Here is a 16,985-nt window from a genome sequence, read left to right as displayed (position 1 = left end):
GCTGTTCCTCGGTCGGGGCGCGGTCGGCGCGGGTCACAGGTCGTCGTCGCCGGGCAGGACGAGCGGGCGGCGATGTTCGCGGCGGAACGGGATGGACACCGCCATCACGACGGCCAGCACCGCCAGGCAGGCCAGCGCGCCGCCGACGCCGATCCGGCGCGGCCACGGATTCTCGGCCGGCGGCGGAACGGGCGCCGGAAAGGCCCGGCCCACCCCGGCCGCGCGGACATCGCCGGGGGCCGGCAGGACCGCGGACAGCGCGGCCACCGGGTCGATCAGCCCGGCGCCGACCCGGTCGTCGCGGCCCGGTCCCGGTGCGTGCGCGGTGCGCACGATCCGGTCCATGACCTGCGGCGCGGTCAGCGCGGGAAATTTGGCGCGCACCAGTGCCGCCACACCGGAGACGAACGCGCTGGAGAAGCTGGTGCCGTCGACGGGCGCGGCCGGGCCGTCGTTCTGCGGGGTGCCGTTGACCAGGCCCGTACCACCCGGCGAGCTGTCCAGCGACATCAGGTTGCTGCCCGGCGCCGCCACCGATACCCACGGCCCGTACAGGGTGTACGGCGAAGGCGCGCCGTCGAGTTCGACCGAGCCGACCGACAGCACGTACGGCGAGAACCAGGCCGGGGTGGCGACGGTCTTGACCGAATCCCAGCCGGCCGTGCCGTTCTGCGCCTTGCACGCGCCCTGGCTCTCCAGGTTGCCGGCGGCGACGACCACCACCACGTCGTGGTCGTAGGCGTATTTCAGGGCCGCGCCGAGGGCGCCGTCGGCGGGACTGTCGCCCGCGGAGATGCAGGACACCTCGGAGATGTTGATCACGGTGGCGTGCATGTCGACCGCGTGCACGATCGCGAAGGCGAGGGTGGTCACCGTGCCGTACCCGCCGGCCGACATGCGGCCCTGCTTGTCGGCATTGGAGGTGCCCTTCACCTCGTAGGCGAGGCTGGTCTGGCGGATCGTCAGGATGGTCGCGTCCGGGGCGACGCCGGAGAACCGATCCTCCGGCGCGGGATGACCCGCGATCAGACCGGCCACCAGGGTGCCGTGCCCGTCGCAGTCGATGGTGCCGTCGGAGTCGGACACGTAGTCGCCGCCGGGGACGAGCGACAGCCGGGGATGGTTGTTCACGCCGGTATCGATCACCGCCACCAATTGCCCTGCGCCCCGGCTGAACTGCCAGGCCTGCTGCAGGCCCAGCGCCTTCTGCACGGGTGGTTCGGTGACCGGCGCGTTGCCGGTCCAGATCGGATGCGAGCAGACCAGATGCTGCTGGCTCGGTTCCGGCGGCCGCACCGGCGCGCCGAGCACCAGCGCGTTCGGATCGACTCCGGGCGGGCCCAGCGCCTGCGCGCCGGGCATCGGCCCGCACACCAGCAACGCGGCCGCGGCCGCGGCGAACCCGCTGCGCACGGCGGCGCGAGCGTGCGGGAAACGCGATGCGCGACTACGCATTGCGGGCCATACCGTAGATGTCGAGCACCCAGAAGGCCAGCGGCCCGATCACGCAGATGAAGAAGTATTCCAGGATCTCGCCGAACCGCTGCACCACCGGTGACATGTCCACCCGCGGGCCGACGACCCCGAAGAGCACCGCGCCGGCCGAGAACACCAGCAGCGCACCGGCGGCCGGCAACGCCAGATCGTGCTGACGCACCCCGAGCAGGACCGGCAGCGCGACGAGGATCGCGGACCCGCCCAGTACCAGCGCCCCGGCCTGGGCCATATCCGCGAACGCCCGCGACCGCCGGCACAGCACCAGACCGGTCGCGACCGCAAGAGCCGCACCCTGCCAGCGATGTTCGGGAGTGGCCGCGGTGGCGAGGGCACCGGTCACGATGGCCACCACGATGCCGATCAGCATGCCGGACTGGTACTCGTTGGCCAGTTTGGAGCGCAGGCCCAGCCCGGCCGCGGACGGAATCGCCGTCGCGCCGATCGCGCCGATACCCTCGATGGTGGGCCGCTGTTCGTGATCGCGCGGGTCGATGGCGCCACCCGCGGTCGGCACCGGTGGCACCGGCAGCCGGGCCGTCGCGACCGCCACCCGCGGCGTGAGCGTGATGCCCAGCAGGCCGCAGATCACCGCCACCGCACCGATTTTCGGGGCGTCGACGTGCCAGACGACCATGACCCCGGACCCCACGGTGCCGAAGGCGGCCGCCGTGATCAGCGTCGCGAACATCGCCGTGCCGGTGTCGACCAGGCGCAGCACCGGCACCGTCAGGAGCAGTGTCGCGGCGCAGCCGAGCAGGATGTGCGGGGTGCCGAGGTTGCCGGGAACCATCAGCGCCGCACCGGTTCCGGTGAGGATCAGACCGCACAGCGAAAGCGCGGTGGCCGTGCGGGTGTCGGCGTACATGCGCGCGGCGAGCGTGGCGGCCACCAGGGTCAGCAGGCCGGTGCCGAGACCCGTGGCGCCGGCCGCGATACCCCAGCCGTGCACGGTGGCCACGATCAGCAGCAGGGCCGTGCCGATGCTGCCCGCGATCGCGGCGGCCAGCCCGGTGCGGCCGGCGGCGGCGGAACTCCAACCGTGGAAGGAACTTTCGGTGAGCCGCGCCACGGCGTCGATCACATCGTCGAACAGTGCGGGCGCCTCGACCGTGTCGATCGTGCGCAGCACCAGCAGTTCGCCGTCGAAAACCTCTGCCTCGGTGAGGGTTCGGTGCGGCTCGATCGGCTCGTGGCCCAGCCGGGACAATGTCCAGTGCTGGGCCTGCAGCGGGCCGCCGCTCTCGTCGTGCTCGGACAGATCCGGATTTCGGGATGCGATGATCTCCACGACATCCGGGATGAAATTGGCGATCGGTATCGACGCCGGCAATGCCATGTCGACCTGTGTGTTGCCGCCGATAATCGAAACCCGGCACAGCTGTGGCTCGATAGCCGTTGACTCGATCACTGGACGTACTCCCGATGTCATGCCGGTCGTGCGTTCTGCAAGCTATCAGATGCCCCGGCGGCGCGCCGGACGGAGCCGGGCCCGCCTGCGCCGGAATCCAACTGTGCTGGGCACATTGGCCTCCGGCGTGGCAAAATTCAAGTGCCGGGTCGCTTTTCACGTTAACCGAGGGTGAACTGTGAGTGCCGGCCGGAGATTTCGGTTCACCTTCAGGGAGAGTTTCGACTATGTCCGCCATTCGGCAAGCGCAACAGGTATTCGATGCCGGCGTGCTGTCCCTGGGTCTGATGGTCGACGGCCAGCAGGCCGCCAAGGATCTGGAGTACGCCAAGATAGCTTTCCGGCGGGCGACCGAAGTCGACCCCACCATGTGCGACGCATGGCTCGGCAGGGTGGCCGCGGGGGAGGTGACCCGCGAGGTCCTGGCCCAGCTGTACCGCACCTCTGCCACCGCGCTGCTGCGCGAACAGCGCCGCATCGGGCTGGCGCCCCGGCAGTTGGTGGGCCGCTTCCAGATCGGCCAGTACATCGAATATCCCATCGCCAGCCTGGCCGAGATCTGGCTCGCCTGGGCGATGCAGTTGATCAACGATCAGGAATACGACGAGGCCGAGCGGGTGCTCGACGAACTGGCCGAGCGCCGCCGGGCCATGACCGACGATCCCGACCGCGCCATCGACGACCGGGTGTGCGCGTACACCCGCGCGGTGCTGCACTTCAACACGCAGCGCTGGCCGGATGTGATGTCGGTACTGGCCGGTTCGGCGGAATGGCCCGACACCTACCTCGCCTCCGGCGCGCACATCATGGTCGGCACCGCGTGCGCGCATCTCGGCCTGTTCGGCGAGGCGATCCGGCGACTGGACCTGGCCCAGAACGGCCCGATCCCGGCCGCCCGCACCGCCGCGATGTACTGCCGCGGCCTGTGCCTGCGCGAACAGGGCAACGAGGACGAGGCCCGCGCCATGTTCGAGAAGGTCTACACCCAGGTCCCGAATTTCGAGTCCAATGCGCAGGCCATGCGCGATCCCAAGTTCCGGATCGTGGTGACCACCCGCGAGAACATCGAAACTCGAACCGACCGTTGGGATCCGGCGTCCGCGCCCTCGCTGGAGGAGGTCGCCGAGCAGGAGCATCAGGACAAGGCGGAGGCGATCCTGGCCGCCGCCCGCGCCGAGCTGGATCAGCAGATCGGCCTGGGCGCGGTGAAGGTGCAGGTCGCCAAGCTGCAATCGTCGGCGACGCTGGCGAAGATCCGCGCCGAGAAGGGGCTGTCGAGCATGCCGCGCGGCCAGCACCTGGCGTTCACCGGCCCGCCCGGAACCGGTAAGACCACGATCGCCCGGGTGGTCGCGAAGATCTATTGCGGGCTCGGACTTCTGAAGACCGACAAGGTGATCGAGACCAAGCGCTCCGATTTCGTCGGCCAGCACCTCGGCTCCACCGCGATCAAGTCCAACGCGCTGATCGACTCGGCCATGGACGGTGTGCTGTTCGTCGACGAGGCGTACACGCTGATCCAGCAGGGACTTTCCGGCGGCGACGCGTTCGGCCGGGAGGCCGTGGACACGCTGCTGGCCCGGATGGAGAACGACCGCGACCGGCTGGTCGTCATCATCGCCGGCTACGACGGCGAGATCGACCGCTTCCTGGCCGCCAACGACGGTCTGGCGTCCCGCTTCGCCAAGCGGGTGAAGTTCGACTCCTACACCCCGGAGGAGTTGTGCGATATCGGCCGGTTGATCGCGAAGAACCGCGATTCCACCGTCTCCGAGGACGGGATCGAGCTGTTGCGCAGGGCGTGCCAGGAGCTGTTCGACGCCGAGCGGGTGGACCAGAGCGGCCTGCCGCGGCGCGGTATCGACATCGCCGGTAACGGCCGCTTCATCCGCAACGTGATCGAGAATGCCGAGGAGGAGCGGGAATACCGGCTCGCCAGCGACGAGAGCCTCGATCTGCGGAACCTCGACGACGATGTCCTGATGCGGATCGAGGCCGCCGATATGGCCAAGTCGCTGGAGAACCTGCTCAGTACTCTGGGATGACCGGGGCCCCGATCGGCGCGGGCATCAGGAACGGCTCACCGAAGACGTGCAGCCACAGGCGTTCACAGAAGTAGCCGTGGGCGTCGGCGCCGATCGCGGCCTGCCGCATCCGGACCAGCGCCCGCTGCGGCAGCTTGGCGATCAGCGGGTTGCGGACCGCGAAAATGGCGCCGTAGCAATGCCTTCCGATCAGATGCTTGGCGCATTCCTCGGCGAGGTCCGGCAGTTCGCACATGTTCAGGAAGTGCGCCATCATGTTGACGCCCTCGGGCAGCCGGTGCAGCAGGCGATAGTTGCGGCCGATGCGCTCCGAACCCGGATCGACCCATTCCAGGGTGGTCCAGGTGAGCAGCGAATACAGCTCCTCCCGCACCCGCAGGCCCGGTACCTGGGACCGCTCCGGGGTCAGCAGGGTCTGCGGCGGATGCCCGATATGTTCCTTCCAGGCCCAGCTGAGCCCCTGTACATCGACCCAGGTGTCCGCGCGTTCCAGCAACGGCAGGAAATCCGGGCTGTGCTCGAACGGGTCGCCCTGCGCGAAGACGGTGTATTCGCCTGCGCCCGGGCCGTATTCGAGCATGTGGGTGAGGTAGGTGTCGGACTCCCGGCCGGCGTTGCGCATCGGCAGATACGTCGTCGCGCGCTCCAGGATCTCCATGGGCAGATCCGGGCCGCCCTTGTTGTAGATGTGCAGGCGGAAGTTCTCGGGCACCCGCTTGACCCAGTCCAGCGGCTCGTTGTAACGAGCGATCACCAGATCGTGCGTGCCGGCGTTGTCGGACATGGGTTCTCTCCCTACATCGTGTAGAAGCCGTCTTCCCAGAGGGTCTGCAGCCTGCGAAAGTAGTAGTCGTACTGCGGTGCGATCGCCTCGGTGGCGAACTTCGCCACCGCGTAATCGCGAATTCCCTGATAGTCCAGCTTGTCCACCGATTCGGCGGCCTCGGTGAACTCTTTCAGTGTGCGGCAGCGGAAGCCCTGCACACCCTGTTGCACGGTCTCGCTGTAGGCGCCCCAGTCGGTGGTGATCACCGGTGTGCCGCAGAGCATCGCCTCGGCGTGGACGCCGCCGAACGGTTCCAGATACAGCGAGGGCGCGAAAACCCCACGGGCGCGGCTCATCAGCTCGCCGCGGCGCTCGATGTCGACCATGCCGACGTGTTCGCCGTAGGTCGGCGGCCGGCCGGCGCCGGCGAGCAGCAGCCGCGCTCCGAGCCGCCGGCAGGCGTCCACGGCGATCTGGATGCCCTTGGCCTCGATCATCCGGCCGACGAACAGGAAGTAGTCGTCCTTCTCGGCGGAGAACGGGAAGTCGGCCACCTCGAAGTAGTTCGGGATCACCGCGTCGTAGAACTGGCCGCGATCGGACATGATCTTCGGCACGGTGGTGCGGGCGCCGTACACCGCGTGCATCCAGGCGTAACTCTCGAAAACCCGGTACTTGGCGAACACCCCGCTGTAGCCGACGCCGTATTCGACGGTCTGCAGTTCGGGGAAGGCGTCGGCGATCGGCTTCTGCCCGGAACCGCCTATCACGCACAGGAAGTCGTGAGGTTGCCGGCGTTTGCCGATCTCGGCGATCATCCGGGAGTTGGTGTGGATCCAGTGCCGCTCACCGGGATTCCAGGAGAACCAGTCGAAACCGTCGGCGAGGGTCTTCTCACCGAACCAGTCCAGCTGATCGGCCTTCGTGAAGACGGTGATCAGCTCGGTGCAGGCCGCCTCGTTCTCCTCGCCGGCGTAGAGGAACACCTCGTGGCCGAGGCCGGACATCATGTCGCAGAACTTGCGGACCTTCTGCGTGTACGCGCACGGCGTGTAGTACTTGGTGGTCTGCGTGTAGGGCAGCGCGGCTACGTGGAATCTCATCCGGTCACTCGGGGTCGTCGGGCTCGGGAAATGGTTCGGCTCAGGGGTTTCCGGACACCGCGTCCGGGCGGTTGGCGCCACCGGTGTTCGGGGGCGGTCCCGGTGGTGGCGCGCCACCCGGTCCGGGCGGTGTGTTCCCGCCCGGTCCGGAAGGCGCGTTCCCGCCCGGTGCGCCCTGCGGTGTGCTCCCCGGGCCGGGTGCTCCCTGTGGCGTTGCGGACCCCGGACCGGGTGCGCCCGCCGGCGGCCCGGCCGCGGCCGGGGTGTCCGTTCCGGCGCCGATCGTGTCGTGGGCCACCAGCGCGGCCTGGCGGTCCAGCATCGGTCCCGCGGGCAGCTGGTTCACCATCTGCCAGGGCGCGAGTTTCGGCTCGGACAGGCCCAGTACGCCCGCCGTGGTGGCGTCGGGAATGCCGAAACGCACCCCGGTATCGGTGATGTAGAACATCCCGTCGCGGCGGGTGCTGTCCGGCTCGACGCCGGTCACCTGCACGAATTCGCCGGTTGCGGGCTGGATGTAGGCGGCGTCGGCCCGCTGGCCCCCGCCACCGTCCACGAGGGTCACCGCGCGGGTGCCCTCGGCCAGCGGGACCTGCTTACCGACCAGCAGGCCCAGCTGCGCGCCCGGATCGCGCCGAGCGCGGGACCAGGTGACACAGGCCACGGGCTGTTCGTCGGCGGAGACGACGTGCGGTTGCTCGGTCGGAAACTGATCCAGCGGCATGGAATCGAGCACCGGGACGCCACTGAGCGCATCCGGCGGCACGGACGCGATCTCGGTCAGCCCCGCCGAGCTCACCGACCGCATGACCTCCGCGGCGAACGGTGAGAGCTTCTGCACCCCGTTGGGAAGGACGAGGTAGAGCTTGCTGGCGTTGAAGCTGTCCACCCGGATCACCGCGCCCACCATCAGCTTTCCCCAGTGCACCATGCCCTGGGTGCCGGTGCCCGGCATGGCGGGCACGACCAGATCGGGCACCGCGACGGTCGCGTTCAGCAGGCCGTCGCCGACCGGTCGTGCGCGCATCCCGCGCACGCCGAGCGCCTCCACCATCGAGGTGTTGCCCATATCCACTCGGGCGTGCTTACCTTGGTAGACAAGGTAATTGACGCCGTTTCGGGAGACCAGCAGCGCGGCGTCGGGCGCGGCCGCGCGTATCGCCGGTCCCAGCCGCGGCGGTCCGGCCACGACGGTGGTCTTCAATCCGGCGGAGACGTCGTCACACAGCGTCCAGGCGGACATGTCGTGGTCGGCGGTGCCGGGCAGCGCGGCCGGTACCCCCGGGACGCCGAGCAGCGGCCCGCGCGGCATGGTGGCCAGTTTGGCGTCCTTGACCGAGGTCGGCGACTCGGCGCTCCCGGTGATCAATCGCGCCGACGCGAGATTCAGTACGGGGTGCAGGGTTTGGTCGACCACCGCGTAGAGCGCGCCCGAGTCGGAGCCCATGACGATCTTCGCCTGCCCGACCTGCCCCTGCGGCCGGATGAACGACAGAATCGCGCAACCGGCCGTGAACAGCAACGCGAGCACCAGACCCGTTATCAGGGAACGATATTGGATCCGCATCGGATCGTGCAGCATGCGCACGTCGCGGCGGACCATCGCATGTTCGAAGCGCTGCAACAGGAATCGATATCCATTGACCTGTGCTCGGGTGGTCAACTGTGCCGGCACCGCTAAACTCCTCCACCAACCCAAGACACACGAAAATGGCAGCTGTGTGAGAGGCTACCGTAATGCGGGAGTGAGTGCCGATGGGAGATATACCGAATGGTTGACCAGTTGACATCCGGTGATCGCAGTGTTTTTCATCGGCTGCCGCTGTCCGTGCTGCTGCCCGCCGCCGCGGCCGGAACTACGGTGGGCACCATCATGATTGCCGCGCACGTCATGCTGCCGGCGGCGATCGGAACCGGTGTCGCTGTGCTGCTGCTGGGAACGGTTCGTTTCCGCGGGAGAAATATCTGGCGAATTGTGGGAATGCGCTGCGCACTGCGGTGGCGTAAAATGCGCGGTAATGGTAGGACGGCTACTTCCGAGCCATTCGATGTTCCGGTTCCCGAGGTCGCCGGTGCGGTTTACGGAATGCGCTGGGACGGCGGCGCGCTGGTCACCGTGCTGCAGGTGGAGCCGGCCGGGGTGGCGGCGACGTTGCTGGCGCCCACCGAGATCCGCACCCCCGACGAGGTGCCGCTCGCCGAGGTGGCACAGTGCTTGTCCCAGTTCGACATTCGCCTCGCCGCCGTGGACGTGATCGCGCTGGGGGTTCGCTCGCGCGGCACCCACGACGCGATCCGGATGTACGAGCGGATGCTCGGGCCGCTGCCCGCCACCGCCACCCGGACCGTCTGGCTGGCACTGCGTTTCGACCCGCTGGACAACGCGGAGGCGATCGGCAACCGCGGCGGCGGGACCGAGGGCACCGTTCGTACCGCGCTGGTCGCCACCCGTCGCGTCGCGAACCGGCTGGCCCGGCACGGCGTTCATTCCCGCGTGCTGACCGCGGCGGAGATCACCGCCGCGGATGCCGCCGCGCTCTACGGCGGCGCCCCCGAGCAGTGGCGCGAGGAATGGGATTCGCTGCGCGGCATCGACATCGAGATGACCGGCTACGCCGTCCGGCCGGATCGGCTCGATTCCGAAGTGCTGGCCGGTATCTGGGCCGTCCCCGGATTGTCGACCATGATGCGGCTGCGGTTGGCCCCGGTCGCCGCGCACCCCGGTTCGCGGCAGCCGGACAAGCGGTTCGCGATCACCGCGCTGGTGCGTCACGACACGCTCGGCGCCGATTCCGGTGCGGCCCGCAAGGCGCTGACCGCCCTGGGCCTGCGCCCGCTCACCGGTGTGCAGCGACAGGTCGTGCTCCAGGGCGAGCAGCACCCCGACGCGGCGTACGGTCCCGCCGAGACGCTGCGGAAGCTGGCCGTGCCCGCGGGCGGCTGTGGTCAGGTGATCGGTGCCACCGCCGACGGTTTCGGTGTCGCGGTACCGGTGTTCGGGCCTAAGGTGCGCCGCGTGGAGGTCGTCGGCAGTCTGCGGCTGGCACAGCAGACGACGTTGCGGGCCACCGCGATCGGCGCCCGGGTGATCGTGCACAGCACCCGGCCCGAGGACTGGGAGCACATGGTCGGATTGATCGGGGTGCCCGAGGCACTGTCGGTGTCGTCACCCGGCGGCGGCGCCCAGCACACCGCGGCGGCGACCCTCATCGTCTACGACGGGGTCGCCTCGACCGGTCAGGTCTCCGAGGCGACCGTGATGTACGTGCGCGAGCCGGGTGAGCTGACGGCGGCGAGCCTCGGCGCGGACGTGATCCTCGTCGAGTCGCCCGACGATCCGGACGAGGTGCACGTCCGAACCGCTTCCGGGGAGTGGACCGTCCGGGTGGTGTCCATCCCGGACGAGCTGCGGTACATCGACGGTGGCGATCCGGCCGCCCGGCCGATGCAGTCCGCCTGAGCCGGAAAAGACGCCACACCCGGACCCGGCCGTACGGGACGGCGGATCCGGGTGCGGTGACAGCGGGAAGGTCGCGCGTCCGGCTGTTATTCGTACTGCGAGAAGGAGTTCGAGACGCCGCGGTCGGCCGCCTGCGCGTTGGCCAGGGCGGTGGCCACCGCGTCGGAGAGCGCCTGGATCATGCCGAGGGCGGTGTCCGTGCTCTTGTCGGATTCCGTGCCGAAGGCGGTGTCCCACTTCTTGGTCGAAGCCTGGAAAGCGCCCAGACCGGCGTTGTTCTCCCACGCGGCCGCCAGCTTCGTGGCGGCGCCGTGGAAGTTGTCGGACTCGGCCGCGAGGTCTTTCTTGAATTGGACGAGCAGCGCGGAGAGGTCGGTGAGGACTCCCTCTTCGTACTTCATGAAATCGCTGGTCATGACAGTCTCCCGGAAGGGTCGAATGGAGGTGGGGGTGATCAGCCGTGCAAGGAGGTGTAGGCGGTGGCAGCCGAGCCGGCTTCACCCTCCAGCTTGCTGAAGGTCTGGGTGTTGTCGCCTTCCAGACCGGTGTAGCTCTTGTTACCGTGGCCGACTTCCTGGGTGATCTCGTCCAGGATGCCGTTCAGCTTGGTGGCCTCGGCGTCCCAGTTGTCGGCGGCCTTGGCGCAGGCCTGGAAGGCGGTGCCCTGCCAGCCCCGCTTGGCGTCGTCCACGGCCTGGGTGATCTTCGAGATCTTCGCGCGCAGGGCGTCGACGGCGTTACCCATCTCGGTCTGCGCGTTGTTCGCGCTTACGTCATATTGGATCGAACTCGAATCAGCCATGACGGCTACCTTCTTTCGGGTCTGGGGACTGACATTTCGGTATTCGAATGTCCCAGCGGGGAGGTGCTAGGGCATCCACCTGCCTTCCGGCAACGATTCGACGAGCGAGGCGATCACCTGCGCGAGTCGACCGTCGGAGCCGGGGGCGAGCGTGGTCCAGGAGCGGCCGTCGGCGGTGACGCTGCCGCCGCCGATGATGCGCCCGGCGGCGGTGTCGTACACGGCGGCCGCGGCCGGGGAGCGGACGGCCAGGCCGTCGCGGTGGCTGTAGCAGACGAGTTCGGCGGTCGAATGTCGTTCGCGCAGCGCCAGACCCAGGGTGACCGCATCGGGTTCCGGCATACCCAGGCCGTAGGCGGCGGCGGTGATGTCCACAGCGGGATCATCGAGCCGTTGCCGCAGTTCCTCGGTCGGCGCGCTGAACGCGGGAACATTCGCGGCCGCAGCGGTTCCGAGGACGGCCAGCAGTGGCCGGGCCAGCGTGGCCGGATCGTCGCCGGCCCAGACGGTCCGGACCTCCAGATCGTCGCCGGTGCGGACGGCCACCGCGTGGTCGAGTCCGCGCCGGGCGAGGCAGAACCGGATCAGGTTGTCCGCGCGCTTGATTCGCGCGACCAGCTGCCGTTCCGGCCGGGCCAGCGCGAACAGGGCGGCGGACAGCTCGTCGTCGCGGACCTCGCCGTCGCGGTCGAGGATGCCCCGGCCGGACAGGTCGGTCACGGCGGCGGCCCGGGCGGCCGCGAAATCCGCGTGCGACGTGTGCGTGGAACGCACGCCCAGCACGGTCGGGAAGGTCTGGACACCGAGCGCGGCGGCGACGGCCAGCATGCCGTCGGTGCTGAGGGTCGCCATCAGGCCCCCTCGCCGATGGTCCCGCCGGCGCCCGTGACCTGATTCGCGGTGCCGCCGAGAACCGCCGGGGCGGTGGCGAATCCGGCATTGACGACGATGGTCTCGCCGGGGTCGTCGGCGTCGGCGGAGTCGGCCCGCAGCACCGAGGTGTCCGCGGGCGGGGCGACGGCGGTGGCGGGAGCCATGACCGGCGGCGCCGCGGTCATCGGCTGTGCCTGCACCGCCACCTGCGGCGTGGCGGCGGCGGGTGTGGTGCCCGCCGCGCCCGGCGCCGCCAGCGGGTGCATCATCAGCGCCTCGCTGCCGACCGGCACGGTCGGGACCGGGGCCGGGGCCTGCAGCGCGGACAGGTCGATGTGCGGCAGATCGGACAGTGTGGGTGCGCGCTGGAGTTGTTCCGGCCCGGCCACGCCGTCGGTCGGGGCCGGGTTGCCGGCCGCGGGGCCGTCGCCGCCGCCACCGCCGCCGCCGGGTTGTTCGGCGAGGAAGGCGGCGCCGTCGGACACCTCCGGCGCCACTTCCTGCTGCCAGGGCCGGGCCAGATGTTCACTGGCCTCCTCGTACGCCTGCATCACGCGGACCGCCTGCTGCCGGACGGCGTCGAGTTGTTCCTCGGCGGCGTCCAGCAATCCGGCCAAGGGTGCGCCGAGCAGACTGCCGCGCACCAGATCCTCGGCCGCGCGGACGGCCTCGGTGATCTCCACGATGTGCGGCAGGGTATTTCGCGCCACCTCGTACGCGGCCGCCTGCCGGGCCGCGATCGCGGCGTTGGACTGGGCGGCGGAGGTGATCTTGTCCATCCAATCCGACAGGGCCGCAAGCTGGTTCAGCCCGTCCTCACTGGAGGAGGAACCCCAGGCGTCACCCATCACCGCGAGGATCGCGCGATACTCGGTGGCCGCCTCACCCAGCCCGATCGCCAGCGCCGCGTACGCGAGTCCGGCCTCGACCGTGGGGATTCCGCCCGGCCCCGTGGTCAATTCGCGAGCCAGCTGCTCGGGCGGGACGGCATCCCACACCGTGCCGGTGAAGCCGGTCTGGGGTGGTTCCACCATGCTCTCCTAGGTTCTCTGATCTCACCCGGCGGTGGTCACGACAAACCGCGGAACGTGTCGACCGCGTCGGAATCGGTGTCGCCGAACGAGTCCGAATGGGCCCGCATGTTGGCGGCGATCTTGCGCAGCTCCCGCACGCCGCTGAGGTAGGAGTCGCGGAACGAGCTGCCGACCGTGTCGAGGGTGTCGCCGGTCCGGTCCGACACCGGGTCGACGGCGGCCGCCGCGGGGCTCAGCGAGTGGCCGGCGTGGGTCAGCCCGGCCTCCAGCTCGTCGGCGAGGGCGTCCAAACGTCCGGCGGCCTGCCGGGCCAACTCGTGGTCGAAGGCGATCTTGCTCATGGCGTCTCCTTGCCGGGGGTGCTGTGTGATCGGGTCGTCAGGTCGGGGGGATCACAGGCTGAACGGGCTGTCGGGGTTGTCGGCGGTGGTGGCCACCGCGCCGATGACGGGGGCCGCGGCCTCGTCGGCGTCGTCGCCGACCAGCTCGTCGCCGTGCCGGGCGTTCACCAGGCCCTCGGGTGTACCGGTCCCGGCCGCGGCTCGGTTGGTGGCCGCCAGCGCCGCACCGCCACCCGGGGCGAACGGCGGCATGGCCTCCTCGGTCGTCACCGTCTCACCGGGGGGCGGGCCGCCGCTGCCGACCGGCGCCAGCGCCGCGGTCTCCACGACGGCCTCCTCCTGGTACGCACCCAGGGGCGCGGGTGCGGCCACCGTGCCGAATCCACCCCGGACCAGGCCCGCGGCGGCCAGTGCGGACGCGGCGGTGCCGGCGAGCGCACCGGACGCGGCGGCCCCGAGCGTGCCGGTGGCGGGCGCCGGTGTGGCGGTGGTCGTACCCGCCACGGGGCTCGCGAGGGGCGACTTGGCGACCGTGGTGCCCACCTGCTGGGCCGCCGAGATCAGCGGCTGCACCAACTGCTGCACCTGCTGCACTTCCGAGAGCAGTTGCTGCAGTGCGGATTGTGAGCCGGCCGCGGAGGATCCGTTGACGGTCACCGACGAACCCGCCTGCGACATGGTCGTCGAATGCGCGGCGAGCTGCGCCTTGGTGCGGGCGGTGACCGCGCTCGCCTCGGAACCGGACTCCAGCGCCGCGGCCAGCAGCGCGGCCTGGCCGGCCGGGGTGATCAGGGTCGGGCCGAGAGCCACCGTGGTGGCGAGGAATCGGGCTGCCACCGCGGCCATTTCGGCCGCGCCGTCGGCGACGGTCAGCGAGGCGGCGCCGAGGACCGAATGGATCTGCCCGGCCTGGGTCGAGACCGCGGTGGAGCTGGCCTGGGTCGCCAGTCCGGCCGAGGTGGCCGCCTGCGTGCCGGAACCCTCCATCGACTGCAACAGCGACAGACCCTGCTGGGCCCATTGGGCGACCGTACTCAGGGTCTGAACGACGTTCTGCAGCAGCGATTGTGGATTGAGGGCGCCGTTGGCGCCGAGCTGGCCCGAGCCGAAACCGCTGAACAGATCGGTGATCGGCTTGACCAGCGTGCCGGGATCCAGCGGCGGCAGCGGAGGCAGCGCCGGAAGTGGTGGCAGAGCAGGCAATTGCGGCAATTCGGGCAGTCCCATGGTCGCCAGGATCTGCTGAACCGGCTGGCCGAGCAGTGGCGCGGCGGGCGTGTTCTGCAGAGCGTCCAGAACCGTGGGATGCAGTGGTGCCGCCAGTGTTTCGGCGGCCTCGGTCACAGTGCCGCGAAACCTTCCGAGCTGTGCGCCTCGGCGCGCTCGTAGGCGGTGGCGGCCCCGTGCGAGGCCTGGGCGGTGCCGGCCATCACGGTCGCCAGTTGGGTCACCGCGGTGAGGTGATTGTTCTGGGCGAGGGCGAAACTGGCGAGGAACTCCTGCCCGATCAGCCCGAACACCGGCACCGCCGCCGCGATGCTGCTCGCCTGATCGACGGCGCCCGCAACGGCCACGGTGGCCGCGCTGCCCTGTGCGATATCGCCGTACTGCCGGAATACCTGGGGGTCCACCTTCAGGATGTCCACCACGGCTCCTCCTAGAGCTTGTCTACGCATAGAGAAAAGCGACGCAACGGTAATGTTAACGTGCCCAGTGGTTTCGGCAACTCCTACGGATGTTCTCCGTCAAGAGTTCATCTGACCGTTGAATTCCTCGATCAGTGCTCCGCGCCTGGCCAGCGCCAGTTGTGCTGCCGCGGCGGCGGTATCGATCACAGTCCGGGCGAACTCCGTCGGTGACATTTGTGAAATGTATTCCGACAGTTCGAGATCCAGTAAATTGGCGGCGCCGTCCACAGTGACCGTCACGCCGCCGCCGGCGGCCGTGTGCCGGATCCGGATAGCCGCGAGATCGTCGGAGAGTTGCCGCATGCGTCCCAGCCGCGCCTGCGCCGCGGCCTCCAATTGTGCCCACTGCTCACCGATCATCAACGCGTCCTTTCATTTTCGTCGCAGGGCCGGATGCGAGCGTCGTGCTCAGCGATCGATGATCGAGCGCACACTCAGCGGATCGTCGCCGAGCGCCTCGTCCATATGTTCCTTGCCGTCCAGATAGGAGGCGCGCTTGCGCTCCTTCTGCTGGTTCTGGGCACCCGCGCCGCCACCCATGCCGCCCATCGGCATCCCGCCCATCGGCATGCCGCCCATCCCGGTCGGCGACGTGGTCGAATCCTGGGCCGCCGCAGCGATTCCGGCGCGCGATCCGGTCGGATCGGCCTGCTCGCCGCCGGTAGCGGTGGAGGCGCGCGGGAACAGTTTGGAATCGCCGAGCGAGTCGGTGCCCAGCGCACCCGGGCCGAGCGCACCGCCGGCGCTGCCGCCGCCACCACCGCCGCCGAGAGCGTCGGCCAGGTCGCCCAGCATGCCGGAAGCGCCACTGCCGCCGTCGAAGCCGAACGGGCCGGAGATACCCGAGGCGCCGAACGGACCGGTGATGCCGGAAGCGCCGAACGGGCCCGACGCCCCGAACGGGCCGGTGACTCCGGTGGCGCCCAGCAGATCCGCCAGATTGGTGAGCGGACCGCTGCCGCCGAGCAGGCTGCCCAGCAGCGAACTGATCGGGCCGGAGGCCGCGGCGAACGGATCACCGGTGGTGCCCGGCGACGAGGTGCCGGATGTCGTGGTGCCGGCCGGGATTCCGGTCGTCCCCGAGCCGCCCAGGCCGAGGTTGCCGAGGTCGCCTGCGCTGAGGCCCTTCCCGCTGGGTGTGCCTGCGCTGCCGCCGGATTGCCCGCCGCTGCTGCCGGTATCGCCTCCGCTGGTACCACCGGTGCCGGAATCTCCGCTGGAGCCGAGGCCGAGGTTGCCGAGGTCGCCTGCGCTGAGGCCCTTCCCGCTGGGTGTGCCCGCGCTGCCGCCGGATTGCCCGCCGCCGCTACCGGTATCGCCGCCGCTGTAGCCGCCGGTGCCGCTGTTGCCGTTGCCGCCGCCGTTGTTGTTGTTGCCGTTGCCGTTGTAGCCGTTGCCGTTGTAGCCGTTGTTGTTGTTGCCGTTGCCGGGGTCGCCGGTGCCGTAGTTGTTGTCGGGGCCGCTGGCGGTGTCTTTGTTGGGGTCGGCGAGGGTGGGGATGTAGGCGGCGATTTTGGGGAGGGCGGGGACGTAGATTTCGTTCCAGTGGGTTTGGGTGGTGGAGAGGTTGTTCTTGTTGGTGGAGCAGCCGCCCCAGTGGCCCATGCGGACGGCGACCCAGTGTTGGGGGAGGGTTTTGTAGAGGTTGGCGAAGAGGTCGGTGAGGTAGGACTGGGCGGTGTAGATGGATTTCATGCCGGCGCCGAGGTCTTGGGCGGATTGGTAGTAGTTGGCGACGGCGGTGAGGGCGGAGTCGGCGCCGGTGCCGGACCAGGTGGCGGTGTCGGTGAGGGCGTTGGAGGTGGCGTTGTAGAAGTCGTCGGTGGCGGTGTTCCATTTGGCGGCCAGTTGGCTCCATTGGGTGGCATCGCTGGCGAGGACGGGGTTGTTGGTTTGGATGGATATGGACATGAAGTAGAACTGGGCGAGGTTGAACATGCTGCCGGGTTCTGCTTCGCCGGCGACGGT

15 protein-coding genes and 1 pseudogene are annotated in these 16,985 nt (G+C 69.6%); 2 read left to right on the top strand and 14 right to left on the bottom strand.

Going from position 1 to position 16,985, the window contains the following annotated elements:
- Positions 1–33 precede the first annotated feature (33 nt).
- Positions 34–1,455, bottom strand: a complete 1,422-nt coding sequence (gene mycP, locus G361_RS0131565; protein ID WP_231387168.1) for a type VII secretion-associated serine protease mycosin — start codon at positions 1,453–1,455, stop codon at positions 34–36.
- The gene (gene eccD, locus G361_RS0131560; RefSeq protein ID WP_026343739.1) at positions 1,448–2,926 is read right to left on the bottom strand and encodes a type VII secretion integral membrane protein EccD; all 1,479 of its coding nucleotides are present in this window, start codon (positions 2,924–2,926) and stop codon (positions 1,448–1,450) included. The genes mycP and eccD overlap by 8 nt, the downstream gene beginning before the upstream one ends.
- 206 nt (positions 2,927–3,132) lie before the next feature.
- On the opposite strand from eccD, the gene eccA reads away from it, so the two are divergent.
- Positions 3,133–4,950 carry a type VII secretion AAA-ATPase EccA gene (gene eccA / locus G361_RS0131555; RefSeq protein ID WP_019931137.1) on the top strand — a complete coding sequence of 606 codons (1,818 nt, stop codon included), beginning with the start codon at positions 3,133–3,135 and terminating at the stop codon, positions 4,948–4,950.
- On the opposite strand, the gene G361_RS0131550 is transcribed toward eccA, so the two are convergent.
- Genes G361_RS0131550 through eccB form a run of 3 tightly spaced genes read right to left on the bottom strand, consistent with a single transcriptional unit; the run spans position 4,934 to position 8,494 of the window.
- Positions 4,934–5,734: a hypothetical protein gene (locus G361_RS0131550; RefSeq protein ID WP_019931136.1), complete on the bottom strand. Its 801-nt coding sequence runs from the start codon at positions 5,732–5,734 to the stop codon at positions 4,934–4,936. The genes eccA and G361_RS0131550 overlap by 17 nt on opposite strands.
- Positions 5,735–5,745: 11 nt before the next feature.
- Entirely contained in the window at positions 5,746–6,819 is a 1,074-nt protein-coding gene (locus tag G361_RS47455; RefSeq protein ID WP_019931135.1) for a glycosyltransferase, read from the bottom strand.
- Positions 6,820–6,859: 40 nt separating this feature from the next.
- Entirely contained in the window at positions 6,860–8,494 is a 1,635-nt protein-coding gene (gene eccB / locus G361_RS0131540) for a type VII secretion protein EccB (protein WP_019931134.1), read from the bottom strand.
- 96 nt (positions 8,495–8,590) lie between these two features.
- On the opposite strand from eccB, the gene eccE reads away from it, so the two are divergent.
- Positions 8,591–10,279, top strand: coding sequence for a type VII secretion protein EccE (eccE, locus tag G361_RS45585; protein ID WP_052172934.1), 1,689 nt, complete (start codon positions 8,591–8,593; stop codon positions 10,277–10,279).
- 86 nt (positions 10,280–10,365) lie between these two features.
- On the opposite strand, the gene G361_RS0131530 is transcribed toward eccE, so the two are convergent.
- The 9 genes and pseudogenes from G361_RS0131530 to G361_RS50550 form a co-directional block, all read right to left on the bottom strand.
- Positions 10,366–10,695, bottom strand: a complete 330-nt coding sequence (locus tag G361_RS0131530) for a hypothetical protein (protein WP_019931132.1) — start codon at positions 10,693–10,695, stop codon at positions 10,366–10,368.
- Positions 10,696–10,733: 38 nt separating this feature from the next.
- Positions 10,734–11,081 carry a WXG100 family type VII secretion target gene (locus G361_RS0131525; RefSeq protein WP_019931131.1) on the bottom strand — a complete coding sequence of 116 codons (348 nt, stop codon included), beginning with the start codon at positions 11,079–11,081 and terminating at the stop codon, positions 10,734–10,736.
- 66 nt (positions 11,082–11,147) lie between these two features.
- Entirely contained in the window at positions 11,148–11,933 is a 786-nt protein-coding gene (locus G361_RS0131520) for an ESX secretion-associated protein EspG (protein WP_019931130.1), read from the bottom strand.
- Positions 11,933–12,988, bottom strand: coding sequence for a PPE domain-containing protein (locus G361_RS47450; RefSeq protein ID WP_019931129.1), 1,056 nt, complete (start codon positions 12,986–12,988; stop codon positions 11,933–11,935). The genes G361_RS0131520 and G361_RS47450 overlap by 1 nt, the downstream gene beginning before the upstream one ends.
- A gap of 35 nt (positions 12,989–13,023) precedes the next feature.
- Positions 13,024–13,329 (bottom strand): PE domain-containing protein, encoded by a 306-nt coding sequence (locus G361_RS0131510; protein ID WP_019931128.1) that lies wholly within the window; start codon positions 13,327–13,329, stop codon positions 13,024–13,026.
- Positions 13,330–13,380: 51 nt separating this feature from the next.
- Positions 13,381–14,673 (bottom strand): hypothetical protein, encoded by a 1,293-nt coding sequence (locus tag G361_RS0131505; protein WP_019931127.1) that lies wholly within the window; start codon positions 14,671–14,673, stop codon positions 13,381–13,383.
- The gene (locus tag G361_RS0131500) at positions 14,670–14,978 is read right to left on the bottom strand and encodes a type VII secretion target (RefSeq protein ID WP_019931126.1); all 309 of its coding nucleotides are present in this window, start codon (positions 14,976–14,978) and stop codon (positions 14,670–14,672) included. Before G361_RS0131500 ends, G361_RS0131505 begins: the two co-directional genes overlap by 4 nt.
- A 96-nt stretch (positions 14,979–15,074) precedes the next feature.
- Positions 15,075–15,377 (bottom strand): YbaB/EbfC family nucleoid-associated protein, encoded by a 303-nt coding sequence (locus G361_RS0131495; protein ID WP_019931125.1) that lies wholly within the window; start codon positions 15,375–15,377, stop codon positions 15,075–15,077.
- 48 nt (positions 15,378–15,425) lie between these two features.
- Positions 15,426–16,985, bottom strand: a pseudogene (locus G361_RS50550) (collagen-like protein); the annotation flags it as partial.

The organism is Nocardia sp. BMG111209 (assembly GCF_000381925.1).
Classification (GTDB): domain Bacteria; phylum Actinomycetota; class Actinomycetes; order Mycobacteriales; family Mycobacteriaceae; genus Nocardia.
This window is presented reverse-complemented; position numbering and strand designations above follow the sequence as displayed.

Bases quoted from the DNA above. Each gene is read 5' to 3' on its own strand.
- mycP (WP_231387168.1), bottom strand. From the start codon at position 1,455: ATGCGTAGTCGCGCATCGCGTTTCCCGCACGCTCGCGCCGCCGTGCGC.
- eccD (WP_026343739.1), bottom strand. From the start codon at position 2,926: ATGACATCGGGAGTACGTCCAGTGATCGAGTCAACGGCTATCGAGCCA.
- eccA (WP_019931137.1), top strand. From the start codon at position 3,133: ATGTCCGCCATTCGGCAAGCGCAACAGGTATTCGATGCCGGCGTGCTG.
- G361_RS0131550 (WP_019931136.1), bottom strand. From the start codon at position 5,734: ATGTCCGACAACGCCGGCACGCACGATCTGGTGATCGCTCGTTACAAC.
- G361_RS47455 (WP_019931135.1), bottom strand. From the start codon at position 6,819: ATGAGATTCCACGTAGCCGCGCTGCCCTACACGCAGACCACCAAGTAC.
- eccE (WP_052172934.1), top strand. From the start codon at position 8,591: ATGGTTGACCAGTTGACATCCGGTGATCGCAGTGTTTTTCATCGGCTG.
- G361_RS0131530 (WP_019931132.1), bottom strand. From the start codon at position 10,695: ATGACCAGCGATTTCATGAAGTACGAAGAGGGAGTCCTCACCGACCTC.
- G361_RS0131525 (WP_019931131.1), bottom strand. From the start codon at position 11,081: ATGGCTGATTCGAGTTCGATCCAATATGACGTAAGCGCGAACAACGCG.
- G361_RS0131520 (WP_019931130.1), bottom strand. From the start codon at position 11,933: ATGGCGACCCTCAGCACCGACGGCATGCTGGCCGTCGCCGCCGCGCTC.
- G361_RS47450 (WP_019931129.1), bottom strand. From the start codon at position 12,988: ATGGTGGAACCACCCCAGACCGGCTTCACCGGCACGGTGTGGGATGCC.
- G361_RS0131510 (WP_019931128.1), bottom strand. From the start codon at position 13,329: ATGAGCAAGATCGCCTTCGACCACGAGTTGGCCCGGCAGGCCGCCGGA.
- G361_RS0131495 (WP_019931125.1), bottom strand. From the start codon at position 15,377: ATGATCGGTGAGCAGTGGGCACAATTGGAGGCCGCGGCGCAGGCGCGG.